This window comes from Anaeromyxobacter oryzae (genome assembly GCF_023169945.1).
Classification (GTDB): domain Bacteria; phylum Myxococcota; class Myxococcia; order Myxococcales; family Anaeromyxobacteraceae; genus Anaeromyxobacter; species Anaeromyxobacter oryzae.
The window spans coordinates 3,189,740-3,209,438 of the sequence record NZ_AP025591.1 but is presented as its reverse complement, the minus strand read 5'-3'; the positions used below and the strand labels follow the sequence as shown (position 1 = coordinate 3,209,438).

18 protein-coding genes are annotated in these 19,699 nt (G+C 74.0%); 8 read left to right on the top strand and 10 right to left on the bottom strand.

From position 1 onward, the window contains the following. Positions 1-239: 239 nt before the first annotated feature. The 3 genes from AMOR_RS13955 to AMOR_RS13945 all read left to right on the top strand — a co-directional run bounded on the left by AMOR_RS13955 (position 240) and on the right by AMOR_RS13945 (position 4,067). A complete protein-coding gene (locus tag AMOR_RS13955) occupies positions 240-1,307 on the top strand; it encodes a serine/threonine-protein kinase (RefSeq protein ID WP_248362123.1) in 1,068 nt (355 codons plus the stop codon). 20 nt (positions 1,308-1,327) lie between these two features. Continuing rightward, a complete protein-coding gene (locus AMOR_RS13950) occupies positions 1,328-2,209 on the top strand; it encodes a DMT family transporter (protein WP_248362120.1) in 882 nt (293 codons plus the stop codon). Positions 2,210-2,342: 133 nt separating this feature from the next. Further along, complete coding sequence (locus tag AMOR_RS13945) at positions 2,343-4,067, top strand: CxxxxCH/CxxCH domain c-type cytochrome (RefSeq protein ID WP_248362117.1); 1,725 nt, start codon at positions 2,343-2,345, stop codon at positions 4,065-4,067. Between the two features lie 108 nt (positions 4,068-4,175). Here AMOR_RS13945 and AMOR_RS13940 read toward each other — a convergent pair whose 3' ends face one another. The 4 genes from AMOR_RS13940 to proB form a co-directional block, all read right to left on the bottom strand. Then, complete coding sequence (locus AMOR_RS13940) at positions 4,176-5,090, bottom strand: DUF4382 domain-containing protein (RefSeq protein WP_248362114.1); 915 nt, start codon at positions 5,088-5,090, stop codon at positions 4,176-4,178. A 336-nt stretch (positions 5,091-5,426) separates the two neighbouring features. Further along, positions 5,427-6,014, bottom strand: coding sequence for a ribosome silencing factor (gene rsfS / locus AMOR_RS13935; protein ID WP_248362111.1), 588 nt, complete (start codon positions 6,012-6,014; stop codon positions 5,427-5,429). 17 nt (positions 6,015-6,031) lie between these two features. Beyond that, positions 6,032-7,318, bottom strand: a complete 1,287-nt coding sequence (locus AMOR_RS13930; RefSeq protein WP_248362108.1) for a glutamate-5-semialdehyde dehydrogenase — start codon at positions 7,316-7,318, stop codon at positions 6,032-6,034. Positions 7,319-7,323: 5 nt separating this feature from the next. Beyond that, positions 7,324-8,463: a glutamate 5-kinase gene (proB, locus tag AMOR_RS13925; protein ID WP_248362105.1), complete on the bottom strand. Its 1,140-nt coding sequence runs from the start codon at positions 8,461-8,463 to the stop codon at positions 7,324-7,326. Positions 8,464-8,553: 90 nt separating this feature from the next. Between proB and AMOR_RS13920 the strand changes: the two genes are divergently transcribed. Next, positions 8,554-9,438 carry an energy transducer TonB gene (locus AMOR_RS13920; RefSeq protein ID WP_248362102.1) on the top strand — a complete coding sequence of 295 codons (885 nt, stop codon included), beginning with the start codon at positions 8,554-8,556 and terminating at the stop codon, positions 9,436-9,438. Between the two features lie 86 nt (positions 9,439-9,524). Here the strand turns inward: AMOR_RS13920 and AMOR_RS13915 are convergent, their stop codons facing one another. Then, complete coding sequence (locus AMOR_RS13915) at positions 9,525-11,249, bottom strand: HNH endonuclease signature motif containing protein (RefSeq protein WP_248362518.1); 1,725 nt, start codon at positions 11,247-11,249, stop codon at positions 9,525-9,527. A 638-nt stretch (positions 11,250-11,887) separates the two neighbouring features. Further along, a complete protein-coding gene (locus AMOR_RS13910; RefSeq protein WP_248362099.1) occupies positions 11,888-12,670 on the bottom strand; it encodes a hypothetical protein in 783 nt (260 codons plus the stop codon). A 125-nt stretch (positions 12,671-12,795) separates the two neighbouring features. On the opposite strand from AMOR_RS13910, the gene AMOR_RS13905 reads away from it, so the two are divergent. After that, positions 12,796-13,704: a M48 family metallopeptidase gene (locus tag AMOR_RS13905; RefSeq protein WP_248362097.1), complete on the top strand. Its 909-nt coding sequence runs from the start codon at positions 12,796-12,798 to the stop codon at positions 13,702-13,704. A gap of 12 nt (positions 13,705-13,716) precedes the next feature. Here AMOR_RS13905 and AMOR_RS13900 read toward each other — a convergent pair whose 3' ends face one another. The 4 genes from AMOR_RS13900 to AMOR_RS13885 all read right to left on the bottom strand — a co-directional run bounded on the left by AMOR_RS13900 (position 13,717) and on the right by AMOR_RS13885 (position 16,742). After that, positions 13,717-14,319 (bottom strand): LysE family translocator, encoded by a 603-nt coding sequence (locus tag AMOR_RS13900; RefSeq protein WP_248362094.1) that lies wholly within the window; start codon positions 14,317-14,319, stop codon positions 13,717-13,719. Positions 14,320-14,448: 129 nt separating this feature from the next. Then, positions 14,449-14,811 (bottom strand): DUF5684 domain-containing protein, encoded by a 363-nt coding sequence (locus AMOR_RS13895; protein ID WP_248362091.1) that lies wholly within the window; start codon positions 14,809-14,811, stop codon positions 14,449-14,451. A 141-nt stretch (positions 14,812-14,952) separates the two neighbouring features. Next, on the bottom strand, positions 14,953-15,471 hold the full coding sequence (locus AMOR_RS13890; protein ID WP_248362088.1) for a 3'-5' exonuclease family protein: 519 nt from the start codon (positions 15,469-15,471) through the stop codon (positions 14,953-14,955). Between the two features lie 2 nt (positions 15,472-15,473). Further along, the gene (locus tag AMOR_RS13885) at positions 15,474-16,742 is read right to left on the bottom strand and encodes an MFS transporter (RefSeq protein ID WP_248362086.1); all 1,269 of its coding nucleotides are present in this window, start codon (positions 16,740-16,742) and stop codon (positions 15,474-15,476) included. Positions 16,743-16,862: 120 nt separating this feature from the next. Between AMOR_RS13885 and AMOR_RS13880 the strand changes: the two genes are divergently transcribed. Genes AMOR_RS13880 through AMOR_RS13870 form a run of 3 tightly spaced genes read left to right on the top strand, consistent with a single transcriptional unit; the run spans position 16,863 to position 19,692 of the window. Beyond that, complete coding sequence (locus tag AMOR_RS13880; RefSeq protein WP_318653870.1) at positions 16,863-17,777, top strand: ABC transporter ATP-binding protein; 915 nt, start codon at positions 16,863-16,865, stop codon at positions 17,775-17,777. Beyond that, positions 17,774-18,610 (top strand): hypothetical protein, encoded by an 837-nt coding sequence (locus AMOR_RS13875; protein WP_248362084.1) that lies wholly within the window; start codon positions 17,774-17,776, stop codon positions 18,608-18,610. The genes AMOR_RS13880 and AMOR_RS13875 overlap by 4 nt, the downstream gene beginning before the upstream one ends. After that, positions 18,610-19,692 carry a hypothetical protein gene (locus AMOR_RS13870; RefSeq protein WP_248362082.1) on the top strand — a complete coding sequence of 361 codons (1,083 nt, stop codon included), beginning with the start codon at positions 18,610-18,612 and terminating at the stop codon, positions 19,690-19,692. Before AMOR_RS13875 ends, AMOR_RS13870 begins: the two co-directional genes overlap by 1 nt. The last annotated feature ends 7 nt before the right edge of the window (positions 19,693-19,699 follow it).

Genomic DNA, 19,699 nt, shown 5'->3' with positions numbered 1-19,699 from the left:
TGCGTCCGAACGCAAACCTTGCAGAAATGATCCCAGTCAATGAAGGCCCTCCAACTACCGGACCTTCCTGGCGACGCCGCCGGTTCCAGTGTCGGAGCGGCGAAGTGTAGCAGATCCGATCACCTGCTTTGCAACCGATGCGGATGTCAGTCCCTTCCATCCGCGCAACCGGTGCAGATCTCGGCACGAGCGGCGTCCCCTTGAGGTCTACCGGCCGGGCGGGCGATCCTCCGCCCCGCATGATCCGCAAGGTCGGCACGAGCCGGGTCGTCCGGGAGATCGGGCGCGGCGGCATGGGCGTGGTGTACGAGGCCTTCCAGGAAGGTCTCGACCGGCCCGTGGCGGTGAAGGCGCTCGACCAGAAGATCGCGCGGTCGAAGGAGGTCGTGGAGCGCTTCCGCCGTGAGGGGCGGGCCTACGCGCGGCTCCGGCACGAGGCGATCGTCGCCGTGCACGACCTCGTGGAGAAGGACGAGCAGCTCTACCTCGTCACCGACTTCGTGGACGGCGCGGATCTCGCGCGGCTGCTCCAGGCGGGCGGCGCGGTCCCCGCGGAGTGCGCCGCCATCATCGGCGCGCGCGTCGGCGAGGCGCTCGACTACGTCCACTTCAACGGGCTCCTCCACCGCGACGTGAAGCCGGCGAACGTCATGGTCTCGCGCGACGGCGAGGTGAAGCTCATGGACTTCGGGATCGCCAAGGGCGAGGACGATCCCGCGCTCACCCGCGCCGGCATGCTCGTCGGGAGCCCGTCGTACATGGCGCCGGAGGTGCTCGGCGGCGAGGAGGCCGGACCGGCCGCCGACGTCTGGGCGCTCGGGGTCACGCTCTACGAGCTCGTCGCGGGCGAGAAGCCGTTCCGCGGCGCGAACGCCGACCAGCTCTTCGGCGCGATCCGCAAGGGCCGGTTCCGGCGCCTGCGCGCGCTCGCGCCGGACTGCCCGCGCCGGATCGCGCGGATCGTGGAGCGCTGCCTCGCCCGGCGGCCCGACCGGCGGTGGAAGTCGGCCGGCGATCTCTCGCGCGCCCTCGCCGCCGCCGCGGCCCGCCGGCTCCGCAAGACGCACCCGCGCGCCCGCCTCGTCGCGCTCCTCGCGCACCGCGGCTTCGCCACCGAGGAGATCGCGCTCTCGAAGATGGACCTCGCGACCCTGCAGGCGACCCGGATCGCCGACGCACGCGGCACGCGCACGGCGGTGGAGTTCCCGGTCGCCCGCCGGCGCCGGGCCCGGCTCGCGGTCCTCGCGGCGCTCGCCCTCGCCGCGGGCGCCGCGGTCTGGTTCGTGAACCTGCCGCTCATGCCGTGATCGCGCCCGGATCGGCGGCGATGCGCACCCGGATCGGCCTCGTCTACGTCGCGGTGGCGTTCCTCTGGGGCTCGACCTGGCTCGTGGTGCGGCTCGGGCTCGCGGATCTCCCGCCGCTCCTCTTCGCGGGCGTCCGCATGTCGCTCGCGGCGGCGATCCTCGCGCCGTTCGCTCTCCGGGGCGGCCACTGGCGCGAGGTCGTGGGCCCCCTCCGCGCCCGCGTCGCGCTCGTCGGCCTCTTCCAGATCGCGGTGCCCTACGGCCTCCTGTTCGCGGCCCAGCAGTGGGTCCCGTCGGGCCTCTCGGCGGTCCTCTTCGCGACCTTCCCCGTCTGGATCGCCCTCGTCGCACGGGTGCTCCTCCCAGGCGAGCGGCTCGGGCCCGGGAAGCTCCTCTCGGCGGTGCTGGGGGTCGGCGGCGTCGCGGTGCTCCAGTGGCCGCACCTCCAGGACCTCGAGACCTCCCGCACGCTCGCGCTCGGGAGCGCGCTCATCGTCCTGGCCTCGATCGTGGTCGCGATCGCCAACGTCCTCGCGCGCCGTCACCTCGTCACCCTCACGCCGCTCGCCCTCACCGCCGGCCAGACCATCGTCGGGTCCGCGGTCCTGCTCGCCGCGGCCGCCCTCCTCGAGCGCGGCGCGCCGGTCGCGTTCACGCCGCGCGCCTGGGGCGCGCTGCTCTACCTCGCGGTGTTCGGGACCGCCCTCACCTACCTCGGCCTGTACTGGCTCGTGCCCCGCGTCCCCATCGCGGCGATCGGCGCGATCCCGCTCCTCGACACGACGGTCGCGGTCTTCCTCGGCGCGGTGGTGCTCGGGGAGCCGCTCTCGTGGAACATGGCCGGCGGGGCCGGGATGGTGCTCGCCGCCGCGGCGCTCGCGACCCGCGACACGCCCGGGTAGCGCGCGCCTGCGCGCGGCCGCCGTTGGGGGCGCGCCTACGGGGGAGGCGGGCCGCGTTCGCCCGCGGTTCACTCCGCGGAGAACGATCCGCCGCCGTGCGGAACGGCAGGCGACCGCCGCATCGAGGGCTCCGATGCCTCCCTTCCACAGATCCCGCGCGCTCGCCGCGGTCGCCGCCTTCCAGCTCCTGCTCGCGTGCGACCGCCCCCGGCCGCTCGCGAGCAGCGGTGACTCCTGCGACCAGTGCCACGGCGGCAACGGGAGCGCCGCCCCGCCCTGGTCCGCGCACGGCGAGACCGCCACCACCGATCGCGGCGTGGGCGCCCACCGCGCCCACGTCGACGACGGCCCGATCCGCTCGGCGATGTCGTGCCGCGAGTGCCACGTGGTGCCCGATCACGTGAAGGACCACATGACCTCGCCGGACGGGCGCGCGATCGTGACGTTCCCGCCCGACGGCCTCGCCCGCCACGCCGGCGCGACGCCGGCCTGGGAGCCCGACTACCCCGAGGGTCCGCGCTGCAGCGGCGTCTACTGCCACGGCGCGACGATGAACAGCGGCGGCCAGCACACCGCGCCGATCTGGACGCGGGTCGACGCGAGCCAGATCACCTGTGACTCCTGCCACGGCTATCCGCCCGCCACGCAGTTCCACCCGCAGGGCGACGTCGCCCGGAACTGCTACGGCTGCCACTCGGCGACGGTCCGACCGGACGGGACGATCGACGTCGCCGGGGGCCACCACGTCGACGGCAAGATCGACGCCCCGTCGGGCGGCGCCTGCAACGCCTGCCACGCCGCGCCGCCCGCGACCGGCGCCCACGCGCGCCACGCGACGCCGCCGTCGCTCGAGGACGTCGCCTACGGCAGCCTCGCGCGCCTCTCCGACGTCGCGACCTCCGGTGACGCGTACTACTTCGGCTGCGGCCACTGCCACCCGCTCGACGCGGCGAAGCACATGGACGGCACGATCGAGGTGGACCTCTCGCCCGCGGGCGCGCCGGACGGATCGTTGAAGGCGCGAGGCGCGTCCGGCGCTGCGTGGGACGCCGCGGGCGCGACGTGCTCCGGCGTCTACTGCCACTCGAGCGGACAGGCGGCGCCGGTCTACGCGACGACGCCGGCCTGGACCGCGCCGCCCGGCACGCTCGGCTGCGGCGGCTGTCACGGCAACCCGCCGCGCTACGCCACGGGCGGCGCGGGGGCGCCCGATGCGAACGGGCACATCGGGCTCGCGCCGGACAACGGCGTCCTCTACGAGTGGGGCCACTTCACCGGGCTCCCCGGACCGTGGCACTCGAGCAAGCACGGCGGCGGCACCTGGGGGCCGGGCGAGGACGCGGCGCCCATCACCTGCCAGACCTGCCACGCCGACACGGTGGACCCGACCGCCACCGGGCCGTCGGGCTTCTACTGGCTCGACACCACCGGCGACTACCAGCTCGAGGGCGGCCACTCGGCCATCTCCTGCGCCGCCGCGGGGTGCCACGGCGACGGCGACCGCTCGCCGACGGGCAAGGGGCGCGTCCTCCCGCTGCGCCACGTCGACGGCGCGCGCGAGGTGGCGTTCGATCGCCGCCCGGACCTGCCCGACCTGTCGTTCCTGCCCCAGCCGCCCGACCGGCCGACGCGGCCGTACTGGGTGACGCACGCGGCGACCGGCATCGTCTTCCCGACCCCGGACATCCCGGACGCGGTGATGGACGGCGCGACCCTCTCGCTGCGGCTCGAGGGCGCCGGGTACGACCCCGCCACCAAGACCTGCTCGAACGTCGCCTGCCACCTCCTGGAGAGGCAGGTGGTGTGGGGGACGCCGCACAACGGCTACGAGAGCTGCAGGGGTTGTCACCCGTTCTAGGCGCCCGGCGCCGTCGCCCAGGAACGGGAACGGCCCGGCGCCCGCTCGAGGGCACCGGGCCGCCTCCGGGGCGGCGCGCCGCCCGTGCGCGGCGCCGCCTCCCTCGCTCTAGAGGTTCGTCCTCTCCGCGCAGACGGTGCCCGCGCAGAAGAAGGCGGCGGCGCAGTCCGCGTCCACGTGGCAGGTCGTGCCCTGGCCGCCGGGCGCGCAGAGGCCGTCCTGGCCGCAGGCGTTCGACAGGCACTGCGTGTCCGCCGTGCACGGCGTGCCGGCGCCGCCCGCATCGCCCGGAGCGCAGAGGTCGTCCGGGCCGCAGGTGCCGCTCGCGCAGTCCGCCGCGGCCTTGCACGGCACGCCCGGGCCGCCCGGCGCGCAGGCGCCGTCGTTGCACTCGCCGGAGAGGCACTGCTGAGGCTCGGTGCACGCCGCGCCGGTGCCGCCGGGGCCGGTGCCGCCCTCGTCGCCGTTGCACGTCCCGGGCGCGTGCTCGGTCTTCTTCGTCCGGACCACCGGGCGCAGGATCCACTCGTCCCCGCTGCCCGTCGGGTGGACCGAGATCGACTTGTCGCCGTCGAAGTCGAGGGTCACGGTGGTGAGGGCGCACGGCCCGATCTCCCACGGGCCGCCGATCTTGATGCCGGACTCGGTGCCGCTCGGCACCACCAGCGGGACCTCCACCCCGTCGACGACGGCGGTGTTCCCGTCCTTCGAGACGAGCAGGCGGATCTGCGTGATCGTGCCGGCGGGCAGGTTCACGAGCCCGAGATCCTGCACGGAGTCCTTGAGCTTCATGAGGTCGACGCGGACCGGCACGTCGCTCACGGTCCTCCAGCCGATCCCGGCCTCATGGGTCCGCACCGCGGTGACGTTCACGTTGATCGCGGTGACGTTCGGGTTCGGCGCGTCCACGAGCTTCACCGCGAGCTGGCCGGGGCCCCGCTGCTGGCTGCACGCGGCGACGGTGGCGATGGCCACGATCACGGCGGCGCCCGCCACGATGCTGTTCCTGCGATGTCCGTTCATGTGTGTGCTCTCCTGGAGCTCGGGCGCTCGCCGGGCCGCCCGTACCTCGAACAAGGGACGAGTACCCGCTGATCGGGTTTCACCGCAAGTGGTTTCGGTGGATGGCGCGGTGGGCGTGCCTGCGCGCATGTGCCCAGCGGACGCACGTTGCCGCGCGCTGCCGCGCGCCGTTCAAGACGCACGGGCGCGTCGCAGAGACGGGCACACGAGGAGCGCGCAGCAGGAGCGCGCAGCGCAGGCGTATCCCTCTGGCAGCGGCGCCTGCGCCGCGCTGGTCCGTGCGCCGAGCAGCACGGCGACGAGTCTGCCCGTCGCAGGCAGCGATGGTGCGTCGAGTCAGTCCTCGACGGTGAACCGGGGCGCGTCCGCCCAGAGCCCCTCGAGATCGTAGAACCCGCGCGACTCGCGGTTCATCACGTGCGCGACGACGTCGCCGTAGTCGACGAGGATCCAGCGCCCGCCCTCGTAGCCCTCGACGCCGACCTTGCTGACGCCCTTCGCCTTCATCGTCTGCTCGACGAAGTCGGCGATGGCGCCGGCCTGGCGATCGGAGTCGGCGGTCATCACGACGAAGTAGTCGGCGTAGCTCGTGAGGCCGCGGACGTCGAGGACGGTGACGTCCTCCGCCTTCTTGTCGAGGCCGGCCTGCGCGATGGCGAGCGCGGTCGGCCGCGCGGGATCCGGCGCGGCGGCGCGGGCGGGCGCCTCGACCGCGAGCGCAGTGGCCCCGGCGACGGGCGTCGCGGCGCTCTTCGGGCGGCGGCCGGTGCCCGGGACCGCGGGCTTCGGGTAGTGCTTCCGCTTCTTGACGGGGGGGCCGCGCTTCGCGGCGAGCTTCCTCGGACCGAGCTTGCCCGGGGGGCCCTTCTTCACGGTCTTCTTCTTCGCCGTCGTCGCCTTCATCACCTTCTTCTTCGTCGCCATCCAGGTCCCTTTGCCTGCTACTGCCGCACGTGCCCTTCGCCTTCCACCAGGTACTTCTGGGTGGTGAGCTCGGCGAGCCCCATGGGGCCGAAGGCGTGCAGCTTGGTGGTGGAGATGCCGATCTCGGCGCCGAGCCCCAGCTCGCCGCCGTCGTTGAACCGCGTGCTCGCGTTCACCATCACCGCGCTCGCGATCACCTCCCGCTGGAAGCGGCGGGCGTTCGCGAGGTCGCGCGTGACGATCGCCTCGGTGTGGAGCGAGCCGTAGCGCGCGATGTGGTCCAGGGCGCCGTCGAGATCCGGCACGACGCGGATCGCGAGGATCTTGTCGAGGAACTCCTTGCCGAAGTCCTCGGGTGCGGCCGGGACCGCGCGGATCCCGGCGCGCTTCAGGATCGTGAGCGCGGTCGGGTCGCAGCGCAGCTCGACGCCCGCCTCGGCGAGCGCGCGCCCGACGACCGGGAGGAGCTTCGCCGCGGCGCCGCGGTGGAGGAGGAGGCACTCGAGGGCGTTGCAGACGCCCGGCCGCTGCACCTTCCCGTTCAGCGCGATGTCGACCGCCTGCTTCGAGGGCGCGCTCTCGTCCAGGTAGAGGTGGCAGACGCCCTGGTAGTGCTTCACCACCGGCACGCGCGAGCGCTCCGCGACCGCCCGGATGAGGGAAGGGCCGCCGCGCGGGATCGCGAGGTCGATGAGGTCGTCGAGCTGGAGCAGCTCGAAGGTGGCCTCGCGGTCCGGCGTCGGCACCACCTGCGCGCTCGCCGCCGGGAGCCCCGCCTTCTCGAGCCCCTCCGCGAACGCCTCGGCGAGCGCGAGCGACGAGCGGAGCGCGTCCGAGCCGGGGCGGAGGATCGCCGCGTTCCCGCTCTTGAGGCACAGGCCGGCCGCGTCCACCGTCACGTTCGGCCGGGCCTCGTAGACCATCAGCACCACGCCGAGCGGGATGCGGACCTTCCTGATCTCGAGCCCGTTCGGCCGTCGCCAGCTCTGCGTCACCTCGCCGACGGGATCCGGGAGGGCGGCGACGTCGAGGAGCGCCTTCGCGATCCCCTCGATCCGCTTCTCGTCGAGGGCGAGCCGATCGAGGTAGGCGGCGTTCTGGCCAGCCTTCCGGGCGGACTCGAGGTCCTCGGCGTTGGCGGCGAGGATCTGCTTCGTCCGGCCGCGGATCGCGTCGGCCGCGGCGCGGAGCGCGAGGTCCTTCGCACGCGTGTCGGCCCGGGCGAGCGCGCGAGACGCGTCCCTCGCCGCCTCCGCGAGCCGCCGCATGTCGGCGGCCAGCGACTGCACCTTCTCGCTCTGCATGACGCTCACTCCCGGCTGGCCTCGAGGACCACCAGGTCGTTCCGGTGGACGATCTCGTCGAGGTACTTATACCCGAGCGCGCGCTCGATCTCGCTCGTCTTCAGGCCGGCGATCCGCCGGACCTCCTCGGCGCCGTAGCCCGCGAGCCCGCGCGCGAACGGCCGGCCCGCCTCGATGGCGATGTCCACCGGATCACCCACCCGGAAGTGGCCGAGGACGCTCCGCACCCCGCTCGGGAGGAGGCTCCGCCCCTGCTCGACGAGGGCGCGGCGGGCGCCCGCGTCCACGACGATGAGGCCCTTGCCCTTCGCGGCCGCGGCGAGCCAGCCCTTTCGCGAGCTGAGCCGCTCGTCGCCCGGCGCGAACACGGTGCCGATGCGCTCGCCCGCGAGGAGCGCCGCGAGCGCCCCGGCGCGGCGCCCGGAGAGGAGCGCGGTCGCGACGCCCTGCGCCGCGAGGCGGCGCGCGGCCTTCACCTTGGTCGCCATGCCGCCGACGCTCCGCTCGCTCCCGGCGCCGCCGGCGATCCGCTCGACCTCCGCGGTGATCCGCGGGACGTCGTGGAGCAGCGTCGCGCCGTGCTCGGCCGGGTTCCGGTCGTAGAGCCCCTCGACGTCGGTGAGCATCACGACGAGCTCGGCCTCGACGCAGCCGGCGACCAGGCCGGCGAGCGTGTCGTTGTCCCCGACCTTGATCTCGTCGACCGCGACGGTGTCGTTCTCGTTCACGACCGGGATGGCGCCCGCCTCGAGGAGCTTCTCGAACGTCCGCCGCGCGTTGAGGAAGCGCTTGCGGGAGGCGAGGTCGTCGGCGGTGAGGAGCACCTGCGCCGTCACCTTCCCGTGCCGGCCGAGCGCGTCACCCCACGCCGCCATGAGGTGCGGCTGGCCGGTCGCGGCGGCGGCCTGCTTCGTCGGGATGTCCCACGGCTTGCCCTTGGTCTTCACGAGGCCGAGCCGCTCGGCGCCGAGCGCGACGGCGCCGGACGACACCAGGACGACCCGCCTGCCCTTCGCGACGTCGGCGAGCTCGGCGGCGAGGCGGGCGCAGTTCTCGCGATCGAACCGGCCCGTCCGGTCGGTGAGCGTGCCGGTGCCGACCTTCACGACGATCCGCTTCGCGCGGTGCAGGGTGCTGCGGGGCATGGGGAGCGCATCTTACCGGAAACCCTGGCCGCGGCACGCCGGGGCACCGGCGGCCGCGAGGGGGCGCACCGACCGTGCTAGCATCGCGGGATGACCCGCGCCGCCCCGCTCCTCGGAGCCGTGCTCCTCCTCGCCTGCCGCTCGGCGCCGCGCCCCATGTACGGACCCGCCGAGCTCGCCGCCTGCAAGGGCGCGAAGGCCGAGGCTCGGGCCGGGCTCCCGAAGTACCAGGCGTGCAGCGCGGACCTGGACTGCGTGCCGTGGTCGACGCTCTTGCTCGGGTGCGACGGCGTGGTGGCCCGAGGTGCGGCTCCGGAAGGTGTCGAGCAAGCGCTCTGGAACGCGTGCAGCGGCGTCCCGGCGCGGGCGCTCTCCTGCCCGGGGAAGATCCCCGCCTGCCTCGAGGGGCGATGCGGATACCGGCAGCCGTCGCGCGTCGGGTGCGAGGACGCGATACGCGCTTACCGCACCCGGCTCGACGCGGGTCCGAACGCCTGCGAGACGGACGGGCAATGCGCGAAGGTCGTCCTCCGGGACGGGACCGAGGTCGCGGCCACCACGACCCTCGTGGCCGCGCTCGCCCGCGAGGCGTACGTCCACGACGATGCTTGCTCACCTCAGGAGGCGGCCTTCATGGCGGCTGGGCCGTCGCCGCGCTGTGTGGACCACGCCTGCCGTCTCACGACCGCAACGCCCGTCACGGAGTGCACGAAGCCGCGGGTGGCCGACCGTGGCTGCGTGGGGCGCGCGCTCGACGCGGATCTCTTGCGACCCTTCGCACCCACGACGTTCCAGGTGAAGTTCGCCGTCCGGCGCGACGGACGACCCGCGGCGTTCGGCTTCTCGCGCCCGCTGCCCGACGACCTGGAGGTCGCGGTCGCGAACGCGGTCCTGTCATGCCGCTGGGAGCCCGGGACCTGCCGCGGGGAGCCCGTGTCGATCTGGGTGGTCCTCCCCATCCGCATCGGCCGCTAGCCGCTGGACGCCTGTCGGACAGCGCCGAGACCGGCGGCCAACCCGAGCCACGGGCTGACCACTACCGCATGGGGTGAGGGCTCCGCTCAGACCCGGCACTCGATCGCACCGGACGCCGCCCACGCACCCCCGCTCGACGCCGAGCGCGTCAGGACGACCTCCCACACGAGGCCGACCGGCGCCCGTCCCCGTACGCGGATGAACCCGCCGTGGATCGCGTGGAGGTGATGCGCGGCGCAGACGGAGACGAGGTTCTCGCCGTCGTCGCCGCCGCCCCGAGATCGGTACCAGACGTGATGGACGTGCGCCGCCGCCCGGCTGCAGCCCGGCACCTGGCACCAGCCGCGGTCTCGAGCCAGGACCATGCGATGCAGCGTGCTGCGGGTGCGCAGGACGTCCTCCCAGGTCGCGACGAAGTGCTCCGCGAGGAGCAGGACGCACTCCTCCGGGGTGAGCCAGTGCCCGGCTGCGGAGCGCGCCGCGCGGAACGCCGCATCGAGCACCCGCGCCACGCGGGGAGGAACGCGGACGGTCAGCTCGCCCGCCGAACACATCTGCGTCTCCTGGTTCTCCTCGATCTCGCGGCGAAGCGCGATGCAGGTCGTCCGCTCGGCGTTCGCGATCCACTCGCCGACCGTGTCCTCGTCCGCGACCCGGGCAACCAGCCGCGCCTTCTCGTACGACACCCTCCCGCTCCGGAGCGCGTCGCGAAGCCCCGGCAGCGTCTGCAGCCGTCGGGCGAGCGAGGCCCGCTGCTCGACGGTCCGCGCCGCCATCCCGAGCCGCTCCTCGGAGTAGTGACCGGACGAGAGGAAGCCGAGCTCTCGCCACAGGCCGAGCATGCGCAGCAGCATCGCGAGATGCCCGACGAGCTCGTCCCAGCGCTCCCGCATCGTCGCGAGCGCCCGGAGCTCCGCGTCGAGCCCGTCAGAGTCACCGCGCTCCACGGCGTCGCCGAGGTCGGGCGCGATCACCGGGTCGACGGCGTCGAGCGCCGCCCAGCACGCGGTCTCATCCTCGAGCGCCGCGCGCGCGGCCTCGAGCCACTCCGCGGCGGACGCGTCGACCTCCACGGCGTCCTCCTCGTCGCGCACGTCGACCGGGTGCGCCGCGAGGAACTCCTGGCAGATCGCCTCGAGCCGCTGCCAGCGCGGCGCGCCTGCGCCCAGGACCTGCCCCGCGAGCGCGAGCGCCTCCTCGAGTCGGGCCCGCGCCTCGGGCCCGACCTCGAGATCCACACGCTCGACCGCGCCCTCGCGCTCCGGCTCCGGTCGCCCCGCGGCCTTCACCGCCGCGTCGAGGGCCCGCACGGTCTCGGACCGCGCACGGGCTACCCACGCGGCCTCGTCGGCGCCGCGCGCGACGGGCAAGATCGCCGTCGCCTTCCGGGCGGTGACCTCGCCGCTCCGGACCGCCTCGCGCAGGAGCGGACGCACCCGCAGCTCCCGCGCGAGCCGCGCCATCTGCTGGCCCGTGCGTTCGTGGATACCCAGATGCTCGCGCGCGTAGTCGCCGACGCCGGAGCAACCGAGCTGCAGCAACCGATCGCCAATCGATAGCGCATCGAGCCCTTCGCCGATCGCGACGTCGAGCGCGCCGCGCCCCCGCGCGACGCGCGCGAGCAGGCCGTCGATGAGCCGCGCCGCCTCCTCCCGGAGAACGCCCTTGCGCTCGTGCGGCATCGGCGGCGCGAGGAGCCAGGCCTCGGCCGCGAGCGCGTCCGGAGGAGCCGGGACGGCTACCGCGCACAGGCCGATCGAGCTGAAGCCGCCGTCGAGCATCCATAGTCGATTAGCACGCCGATCTGACATCGAGCGCAATTCGCGATTGTCTGGATTGCCGACCGATTGGGGCCCGCTGGCGTGGCGCGCCCACGAGCGAGGCCTCGCGCGCGCCGCGGTACGCGTGGCCGGGAATCCGAACATGAGAGGCAGTGCTTCGCCTCGCGCCTCGTTCGCGCCCTGCTCGGTGTGGCGCGCGCGGCCTGTCCGGCCAAGCGCAAGCGGGCCCCCCTCACCCCGGCCCTCTCCCCCCGCTCTCGAACGCTCCCGGCGACCAGAGAGCGGGGGGAGAGGGAGGTTCTCTCCGGGCGACCTCGATCTCGACCCTGATCGCGACCCCAGCCAGCGCAGCCGCCGGACCCCACCCCGCGGACCCCGGACCCCGGAACCCCGGACTCGCGGACTCGCCCCGAACCCGGACCCGGACTCGACCCGGACGGCGCACACATCTGCGTCGGATCGACGTCAGTCGCCAACTCAGCCTGAATCGCCGCCTTCGCAGCTCAGGCCTCTCGGAGCCGATCACGCAGACGGCGTTCCGCCCGCGCAGAGACGCCCCGGCCTCCACCCTCTTCGAAAGCCCCTAGCCCGCCCGCAGTGCAGATCCGAGCGAACGCTCGGCACCGCGCGCCCACGACGCCCGACGCCCGACGCCCGACGCCCGGAACCTACGGCAGCCGGTACGCCACCGACGCCGCGATCGGCATCAGGTTCTGCCCCGCCTGCGCGGACATCTGCATGTACACGAAGTACGCGTACGCGGAGTTGTCCACCCGGCGCGCCTGGATCTCCTCGGTCGAGACGATCCGGACCTCCTCGTTCGCGCCCTCGGTCGCGACCGCCGCCATGGCGGTGTCGTCCGACCGGTAGAGGTACGCGCCGCCGTCCACCTTCGCGGCCGCGTCCCAGAACACGTAGGAGAACCCGGTCACGATCGCACCGTCCGGGAGCGTCACCGGCACGACGAGGAAGTCGTCCTCGCCACCGGACTGGTAGCGTCCGACGCCGCCCGGGACGCTCTGCTGGGCGGTGGTCGTGGTCGCGACGCGCGGCAGGCCGTTCAGCGCCGACACCGACACCACGCCGCGCGGGAGCTTCTGGCAGACGACGCTCCCGTCCTCGCCGACGACGCGGATCGCCGAGCCGGGCGCGCACGTACCGACGATGCGCGCCTGCTTGGTCGCGAGCGCCTCGGCGGTCTTCACGATCTCGGCGGAGTGCACCTCGAGGGCGCCCGTGACCTCCTCCGGCATCCGCGAGAAGGAGAGCCGGCCGGTCTGGATGCGCGAGGCGTCGATGGGCGGCGGCGACGCGGGCGGCTCCGGCGCGACTGGGGCGTGCGGCGGCGCGGGGTGCGCGGCGGCGACGTCGCCGCGGAGGAACGCGTATGCGACGCCGCCCAGGACGGCGGCGCCGAGGAAGGCAGCCGCGGCGACGCGCTTCGGCTTCATCGGGCGCTCCGGCGCATGCCCGCTTGTACCGCGGCGGGGCGCGGCGATTCAAACACGCGGGTCCGCGCGGTCGCCGCACCCGCCCGGATGCTGACCGGGCGCGGCGGCGCGGCTAGAGCGCCGCAATGCCCACCTCTCGCCCGCTCGCCCTCGCCACGATCCTCGCCGCGCTCGCCTGCTCCAGCGCGCAGCGCACGAAGACGGAGACCGAGCTCGCGAACGTGCTCGTCCCGCCGGAGCAGGAGAAGCAGCTCGGCGTCCAGGTGAAGCAGCAGCTCGAGCAGGAGCAGCACGTCCAGTACATCGACGACCCGACCGTCACGTCCTACGTGAACGACGTCGCCGGGAAGATCCTCGCGCAGGCGAAGAAGGACCGCCCGGACGTCCAGTGGACGGTGAGCGTGATCAACGACCCGAAGCAGGTGAACGCGTTCGCGACGCCGGGCGGGTACCTGTACGTGTACTCGGGGCTACTCGAGGCGGCGGACGACACCGCGGAGGTCGCCGGCGTGCTCGGCCACGAGTCCGGCCACGTGGTCGCGCGCCACTCGGCCCGGCAGATGGTGGACCAGTTCGGCCTCGAGACGCTCGCGTCGATCGCGCTCGGCAACGACCCCGGCGCCGCCTCCAAGCTCGCCGCTGGCCTCGCCGGCCAGACCGGGATGCTCGCGTTCTCGCGCGCCGACGAGTCGGAGGCGGACGAGTACGGCGCGCGGTACGCGTCCGCGGCCGGCTACGATCCGCACGGCCTCGTGACGTTCTTCCAGAAGCTCGAGAAGGGTGAGGGGAAGCAGCCGGGTTGGGCGCGCTACCTGTCGACGCACCCGCTCACGCCGGACCGGATCACGAAGATCGAGGCGTACATCCAGAAGAACCACCTGACCGGCTCCGGAGGGACGAGCAGCACGGAGATCGCCAAGGTGAAGGAGCGCCTCAAGTCGATCCCGCCGCCGCCCGAGCAGCCCAAGACGCAGACGCCGCCCGGCGGCACGTCCGGGGGTGGGACGCAGCCTGCGCCGGGCGGCGGGAAGTAGGCGGCGCGCAGCCTACCCCGCCCCGCGCGCGGCCTTCCCGACCTGCCAGATCCCGAAGCCGAGCAGGGCCGCGCCGGAGACGAGCGCGAGCGCGCGCTGGAACCGCGGCCCGAGGCGGCCGGCCCCGCCGGCGAGCAGGATGAAGCTCGCGTTGCCGGTCGTGAGCAGGACGTAGAAGCCGGCGAGGAACGCGAACGCGTCCGCGGGCCGCGCGCGCCAGGCCGTCGCGAGCGCCGGGCCGCCGATGGCGCTCCAGAAGATCCAGGCGTTCGGGTTCGTGAAGTTGAGGAGCGCGGCGCGGAGGAAGCCGCGCGGCGGCACGCGCGCCTCGGGCGGCTCCGGCCGGAGCGCGCCCTGGAGCGTGGTCACCGCGAGCCAGAGCACGATGGCGCCGCCCACGACCTGGAGCGCGCGGAGCAGGCCCGCCGGGACCTGGGCGAGCGCCGCGAGCACCACCGCGATCACCGGCGGGTCGGAGGTGAGCGGCACGAGCGCGACCGGCAGCGTCCGCGCCGCGCCGTTCCGGATCGACTGCGCGAGCAGGTACGCCTGGAACGGGCCGGGCGAGAGGGCGGCGTAGAGGCCGAGGAGCGCGCCTTCGAGGAAGAGCCGCACGGGAGGCGGAGGAAAGCACCCCGCGGCCCGCGCGTCGAGCGCGTCGGCACGGCGCGGCGCGCCCGCGAGACGCGACGACCCGGCCCGCGCCAGGCGGACCGGGTCGTTTCACGCCGGATGCTCGCGAGCCTAGCCCTGGTACGGGTCGTCCGAGAATCCGAGGAGCGGGTAGAAGATCGGCGAGAGGAACGTGAGGCCGAGGCCGTAGCCGACGCCCTTCCCGAAGGCCTTCGCGAGATCGATCCCGACGAGGATCAGGATCACGAGGTTCACGAGCGGGATGAACAGCAGGACGAGCCACCAGCCCGGCCGCCCAGCCACCTTGAGCAGCACGTACATGTTGAAGAAGGGGATGAGCGACGCCCAGCCAGGCTGGCCGGCCTTGGAGAAGATCTTCCACATCCCGATCGTCATGAGGACCATGACGGCGAGCGAGACGAGCTGCACGACGGCCATCGCCTGCGCGACGCCGGCTGCGACTTCATTTTCCACTGGGTGAACCCTCCCTTGCCCGGTGGAGCCCGGGCATCGGCGGGCATCATCCCAGAGACCCGATCGGGACGTCTACTGTCAGTATGTGCGCGGCGGAGGGCGCCGGTGCGTCCCGGCCACACACGCGCGCGCCGGGGCGGATCAGCGAACCTGCAGCTTCAGCCCCATCTCGACGAGCTTGAGGATCACCTCGGCGTTCCCCTTCGCGTCGTTCACCGGATGGTGATCGTGCGCGGTCGAGCGGAGGTGCTTCCACGTGGCGTACGCGTCCTTCACCATGCCGCAGTAGAGGTCGCCGATGCGCCGGCCGGACCAGCCGAAGGGGTTCCGGCCGAGGTAGGTGTGGAAGTACCAGTTGATGAACTGCCAGTCGTACGCGAGGTTGTCCGAGAAGAAGACCGGCCGGCCCTTCGAGGTCTCCTGCACCCACTTCTCGAACCGCTCCATCACCTCGCCGGGCTCGTCGTACGTGAGGTGCTCTGCGCGCGTCGCCCCGGAGATCGCGAGCGCCTCCGGGAGCCAGAGATCCGAGATCGGCCGCGTCCGGCCGTAGAAGGTCCGGGCGAGGCCGGGCTCGACGACCACCGCGCCGAAGGAGACCATCGAGTACTTGCCCGGGATCGGGCCGTCCGACTCGACGTCCACCACGTAGAGCGACATGGCTAGTCCGGCTCGAGGTAGTCGAGGTCGACGCCGAAGGTCTCGCGGAGCGAGAGCGCGGAGACGAAGGCGAGCGCGAACCAGACCGCACCCACCGCGAGGGCCGCGCCCACGAGCCCGAGCCCGGGGCGGAGCCACAGGAACGAGGTCGTGACGAGCGCGACGAGGCCGCGCACGAAGTTCGGCACGGTCGTCGCGACGGTGGCGCGGATGTTGGTCCCGAACTGCTCCGCGGCGACGGTGACGAAGATCGCCCAGTAGCCGCTCGTGAGCCCGAGCAGGCCGCAGAGGACGAGGAAGGTGCGCGGCGAGGCGCCGGGCGCCACGGCGAAGTAGACGCCGATCGCGGCAGCGAGGAGGGTCACGAACAGCAGCACGACGCGCCGGCGGCTCCCGATCACCTGCGAGAGGACGCCGCTCGCGACGTCGCCGGCGACGAGGCCGCCGTAGAAGAACGCCACCGCGTCGCCCGCGGACACGGGGCCGGTCACGCCGAGCTTCACCGCGAACTCCGGCGCGAAGAACACCAGGATCGCGTTCGCGAACCAGATCGGCATCGCGATGAGGATCGAGGCGAGATAGCGCCCGAGGCGATCGCGCCGCGTGAAGAGGGAGAGGAAGTCGCCGCGCGAGACGCCGCTCGCCGTCTCGAGCTTCCGGAACATGCCCGACTCGTGGACGCCGATCCGGAGCACGAGGAGGAGGAGCCCGAGGCCGCCGCCGACCCAGTACGCGGCGCGCCAGTCCAGGAGCTTCGCGACGAGGTTTCCGACCACGGCGCCGGACACCCCGACCGACGCCACGATCATCGTCCCGTAGCCGCGGAGCCGGGCCGGCAGGATCTCCGAGACGAGCGTCACGCCCGCGCCGAGCTCGCCCGCGAGCCCGACGCCCGCGACGAACCGGAGCACCTTGTACGTCGCGAGGTCGTGGACGAACCCGTTCGCGAGGGTCGCTAGCGAGTAGAGGGTGATCGAACCGAACAGGATCTGGAGCCGCCCCTTCTTGTCGCCGAGGACGCCGAAGAGGATGCCGCCGAGGAGCATCCCGTACATCTGCCAGTTCAGGATCGCGACGCCCTGCGAGACGAGCGCCTCGCCGGAGACGCCGAGGGCCGTGAGGCTCGGGCGTCGCACGATCGAGACCAGGATGAGGTCGTAGATGTCGACGAAGTACCCGAGCGCCGCGACGATCACGGCGGCGTTCAGGACGGAGCGCACGGCGGGGACCGCCGGGGCGGTGCGGGCCAGGGTCGAGGTGTCGGTCTCCATCGGGAAGGCCGAGATAATCACGCCGGTCGCCCCGCGTCGAGACGCCACGCCCGGACGATCCGGAGCGAGCGGCGCGCATCGCCCGTCGCCCGGCGCGCCGGATCGTCTACCATCCGGGGCGTGCTGGCGATCGAGGCGCGGGGGCTCGCGAAGCGCTACACCGGTCCGCTCGGCCGCAAGGTCCACGACGCGCTGCGTGGCGTCGACCTCGCGGTGCCGCGGGGGACCGCGTTCGGCCTCATCGGACCGAACGGCGCGGGGAAGACCACGTTCGTGAAGACGCTCCTCGGCGTGGTCCGGCCGACCGCCGGCGCCGTCCGGCTGCTCGGCGGCGACCCCGAGGATCCACGCATCCGCGCCCGCGTCGGCTACATGCCGGAGCGCCTCCGGCTGTCGCCCGCCTGGACGCCCCTCGAGATCCTGGCGAGCGTCGCGCGCCTCAAGGGCGCGCCGCTCCCGCGCCCGCGCGCGCTCGCGCTGCTCGAGGAGGTCGGCATCGCGCACGCCGCGGCGCGCCGGGTGGGCGGCTTCTCGAAGGGCATGCGGCAGCGCGTCGGGCTCGCCGCGGCGCTGGTGGGCGACCCGGAGCTGCTCGTCCTCGACGAGCCGACCGACGGGCTCGATCCCATCGGCCGCGTCGAGGTCCGGGCGCTCCTCGCGCGCCGGCTCGCGGCGGGCGCGACGCTCTTCCTGAACTCCCACCTGCTCGCGGAGACGGAGCGGATCTGCGGGCGCATCGGCATCCTGGTGGAGGGTCGCCTCGCGCGGGAGGGGCCGCTCGAGGCGCTCACCGCCACGTCCGCGGAGTGGCTCGTGCGGTTCGAGGGCGACGCGCCCGCGCCGGCGCTCGCGGAGGCGGGCTTCACGGCGGGCGGGGACGGCCGGTGGCGGTTCGCCGGCGAGCCGGAGCCGCTCAACGCCGCGCTCGACCGGGCGCGCGCGGCCGGCGCGCTCGTGGTCGAGCTCCAGGCCGACGGGAAGGACCTCGAGGTCGTCCTCGCCGAGGCGCTCCGCGCCGGACGGGAGGCGGCGTGAGGGTCCTCGCGGTCACGCGCGACCTGCTCCGCGAGGCGCGGGCGCGGAAGTGGATCCTCGCCCTCGTCGCCGGCGCGACCGGGCTGCTCCTCCTCGCCGGCTTCGGCCTCGAGCTCGAGGTCGTCGACGGCGCCCTCGCCGCGACGCGCTTCTTCGGCGGGCGGACCCCGTACGGCGCGATCCGCGCCGCGGACGTCGCGCTCCGGCCCCTCTTCGAGGCGACGAGCTACACGGTCTTCTACGGCGGCCTCGGGTTCGGGATCCTCGCTTGCGCCGACTTCGCGCCGGCCCTCCTCGCGCCGGGGCGCATCGAGCACCTGCTCTCGCTGCCGGTGCGCCGGGCGGAGCTCGTCGTCGGGACCTTCCTCGGCGTCGAGGCGCTCGTCCTCGGCGGCGCGCTCTACGGCGGGCTCGGCCTGTCGCTCATCGTCCTCGCGAAGACCGGGGTCTTCGGCTGGGCGCCGGTGGTCGCGGCGCTGCTCGCCGCCGCGGCGTTCGCCGGCCTCTACGCCGTGATGGTCGCGACGGCGATGGTGGTCCGGAGCGCGGCGCTGTCCGCCGCCGCGGGGGCCGTCGTCTTCGTCGCCGGCATCGTCGCGGGATTCCGCGCGAGCCTCGCGCCGATGTTCGAGCGCGGCCTCTCGCGCGCCGCCTTCCTCCTCCTGACGGCGCCGCTCCCGCGCATCTCCGAGCTCGCGCGCCACGCGGCGCGCGTCGCGAACGCGCTGCCGCTCGACGCCCGCCAGCTCGTCGTCCAGCTCGGCGGGACCGCGCTGTTCGCCGGCGCGGCGCTCGCCCTCGCCGTCGCGCTCTTCGAGCGGAGGGACTTCTGATGACTCGCCGCCGCTGGCTCGCCGTCGCCGCCGCGCTCCTCTGCGCGGCCGCGTTCCTCCTCTCCTTCGGGGAGAACGAGCCGACCCGGGTCGACCGCGCCGAGCCCGACTTCCCCACCCACATGCGCGCGGAGGAGTGGGAACGGCACGAGCAGCGCGCGACGCTCGAGCTGCCTGCCCCGCCGCCCGGTCCGGCCCGGCCCACCTCCACCGTCGAGGCCCCCGCCGCGCCGGCGCGCCGCGATCCGTTCCTCGTCTCGCTCCCCGTCGAGCCCGGGCAGCCCATCGTGGTGCTCGAGGCGAACGCGCTCCGCCACTCCCGGCTCGGCGAGCTGTTCATCGGCTGCCTGCTCGCGAAGGACCCGAGGACGTTCTCCTCGTTCCAGGAGGAGACCGGGATCGACGCCCTGAAGGACATCGACCGCGTTGCGTTCGTGGGGGACACCATGGTCGTGTCCGGGTTCTTCGACCGGGCGCGCTGGTCGGAGATGGAGAAGGACGCGAAGGTGGAGGCGTACGGGGCCGCCGGACGGATCTACGCGCCGCGCGACGGCCGCCAGGAGACGCTCGGCGTCTGGCGGGATCAGCTCCTCGTCGTCGGCAACGGCGACGCCGCCGTCCGGCGCGCCCTCGACCAGCTCGAGGGCCGCGCGCCCGTTCCGGAGACCGGCATCCCCGAGGACATGGCCTACGGCGAGCTCTACGGGGTGGTGCCCGGCGACGCGGCGCGGAAGCTCCTCCGGGGCGCGGACCGCGAGCTCGGAGAGCGGCTCGCCGCGGCGGCGAGCCGGATCGAGCTGCACGTCGACGCGATGAACGACGTCGCCGCGGTCGTGCGCGTCCGCGGGGACGCCGGCGCCGGCCTCGGCGACCTCGCGAAGGCCGTCGGCGCCGCGCTCGCGGTGGCACGCGTCGAGGCGCAGGCGACCGACGACCGGCAGGCGGCCGACCTGCTCGAGTTCGCCCGCGTCCGGCCGGGCGGCGACGAGTTCGCGATCGACCTGGCGCTTCCGGCCGACCGGCTGGAGCGGTGGTTCGAGGGGTGTGCCCGGAGCCCCGCCGCGGCGGCCGAGCCGCCGTAGCCGCGCA

Coding starts and splice junctions, on each gene's coding strand:
- AMOR_RS13945 (WP_248362117.1), top strand. CDS start 2,343: ATGCCTCCCTTCCACAGATCCCGCGCGCTCGCCGCGGTCGCCGCCTTC.
- AMOR_RS13885 (WP_248362086.1), bottom strand. CDS start 16,742: ATGGAGACCGACACCTCGACCCTGGCCCGCACCGCCCCGGCGGTCCCC.
- AMOR_RS13905 (WP_248362097.1), top strand. CDS start 12,796: ATGCCCACCTCTCGCCCGCTCGCCCTCGCCACGATCCTCGCCGCGCTC.
- AMOR_RS13890 (WP_248362088.1), bottom strand. CDS start 15,471: ATGTCGCTCTACGTGGTGGACGTCGAGTCGGACGGCCCGATCCCGGGC.
- AMOR_RS13870 (WP_248362082.1), top strand. CDS start 18,610: ATGACTCGCCGCCGCTGGCTCGCCGTCGCCGCCGCGCTCCTCTGCGCG.
- AMOR_RS13950 (WP_248362120.1), top strand. CDS start 1,328: ATGCGCACCCGGATCGGCCTCGTCTACGTCGCGGTGGCGTTCCTCTGG.
- rsfS (WP_248362111.1), bottom strand. CDS start 6,014: ATGGCGACGAAGAAGAAGGTGATGAAGGCGACGACGGCGAAGAAGAAG.
- AMOR_RS13910 (WP_248362099.1), bottom strand. CDS start 12,670: ATGAAGCCGAAGCGCGTCGCCGCGGCTGCCTTCCTCGGCGCCGCCGTC.
- AMOR_RS13940 (WP_248362114.1), bottom strand. CDS start 5,090: ATGAACGGACATCGCAGGAACAGCATCGTGGCGGGCGCCGCCGTGATC.
- proB (WP_248362105.1), bottom strand. CDS start 8,463: ATGCCCCGCAGCACCCTGCACCGCGCGAAGCGGATCGTCGTGAAGGTC.
- AMOR_RS13930 (WP_248362108.1), bottom strand. CDS start 7,318: ATGCAGAGCGAGAAGGTGCAGTCGCTGGCCGCCGACATGCGGCGGCTC.
- AMOR_RS13955 (WP_248362123.1), top strand. CDS start 240: ATGATCCGCAAGGTCGGCACGAGCCGGGTCGTCCGGGAGATCGGGCGC.
- AMOR_RS13915 (WP_248362518.1), bottom strand. CDS start 11,249: ATGTCAGATCGGCGTGCTAATCGACTATGGATGCTCGACGGCGGCTTC.
- AMOR_RS13920 (WP_248362102.1), top strand. CDS start 8,554: ATGACCCGCGCCGCCCCGCTCCTCGGAGCCGTGCTCCTCCTCGCCTGC.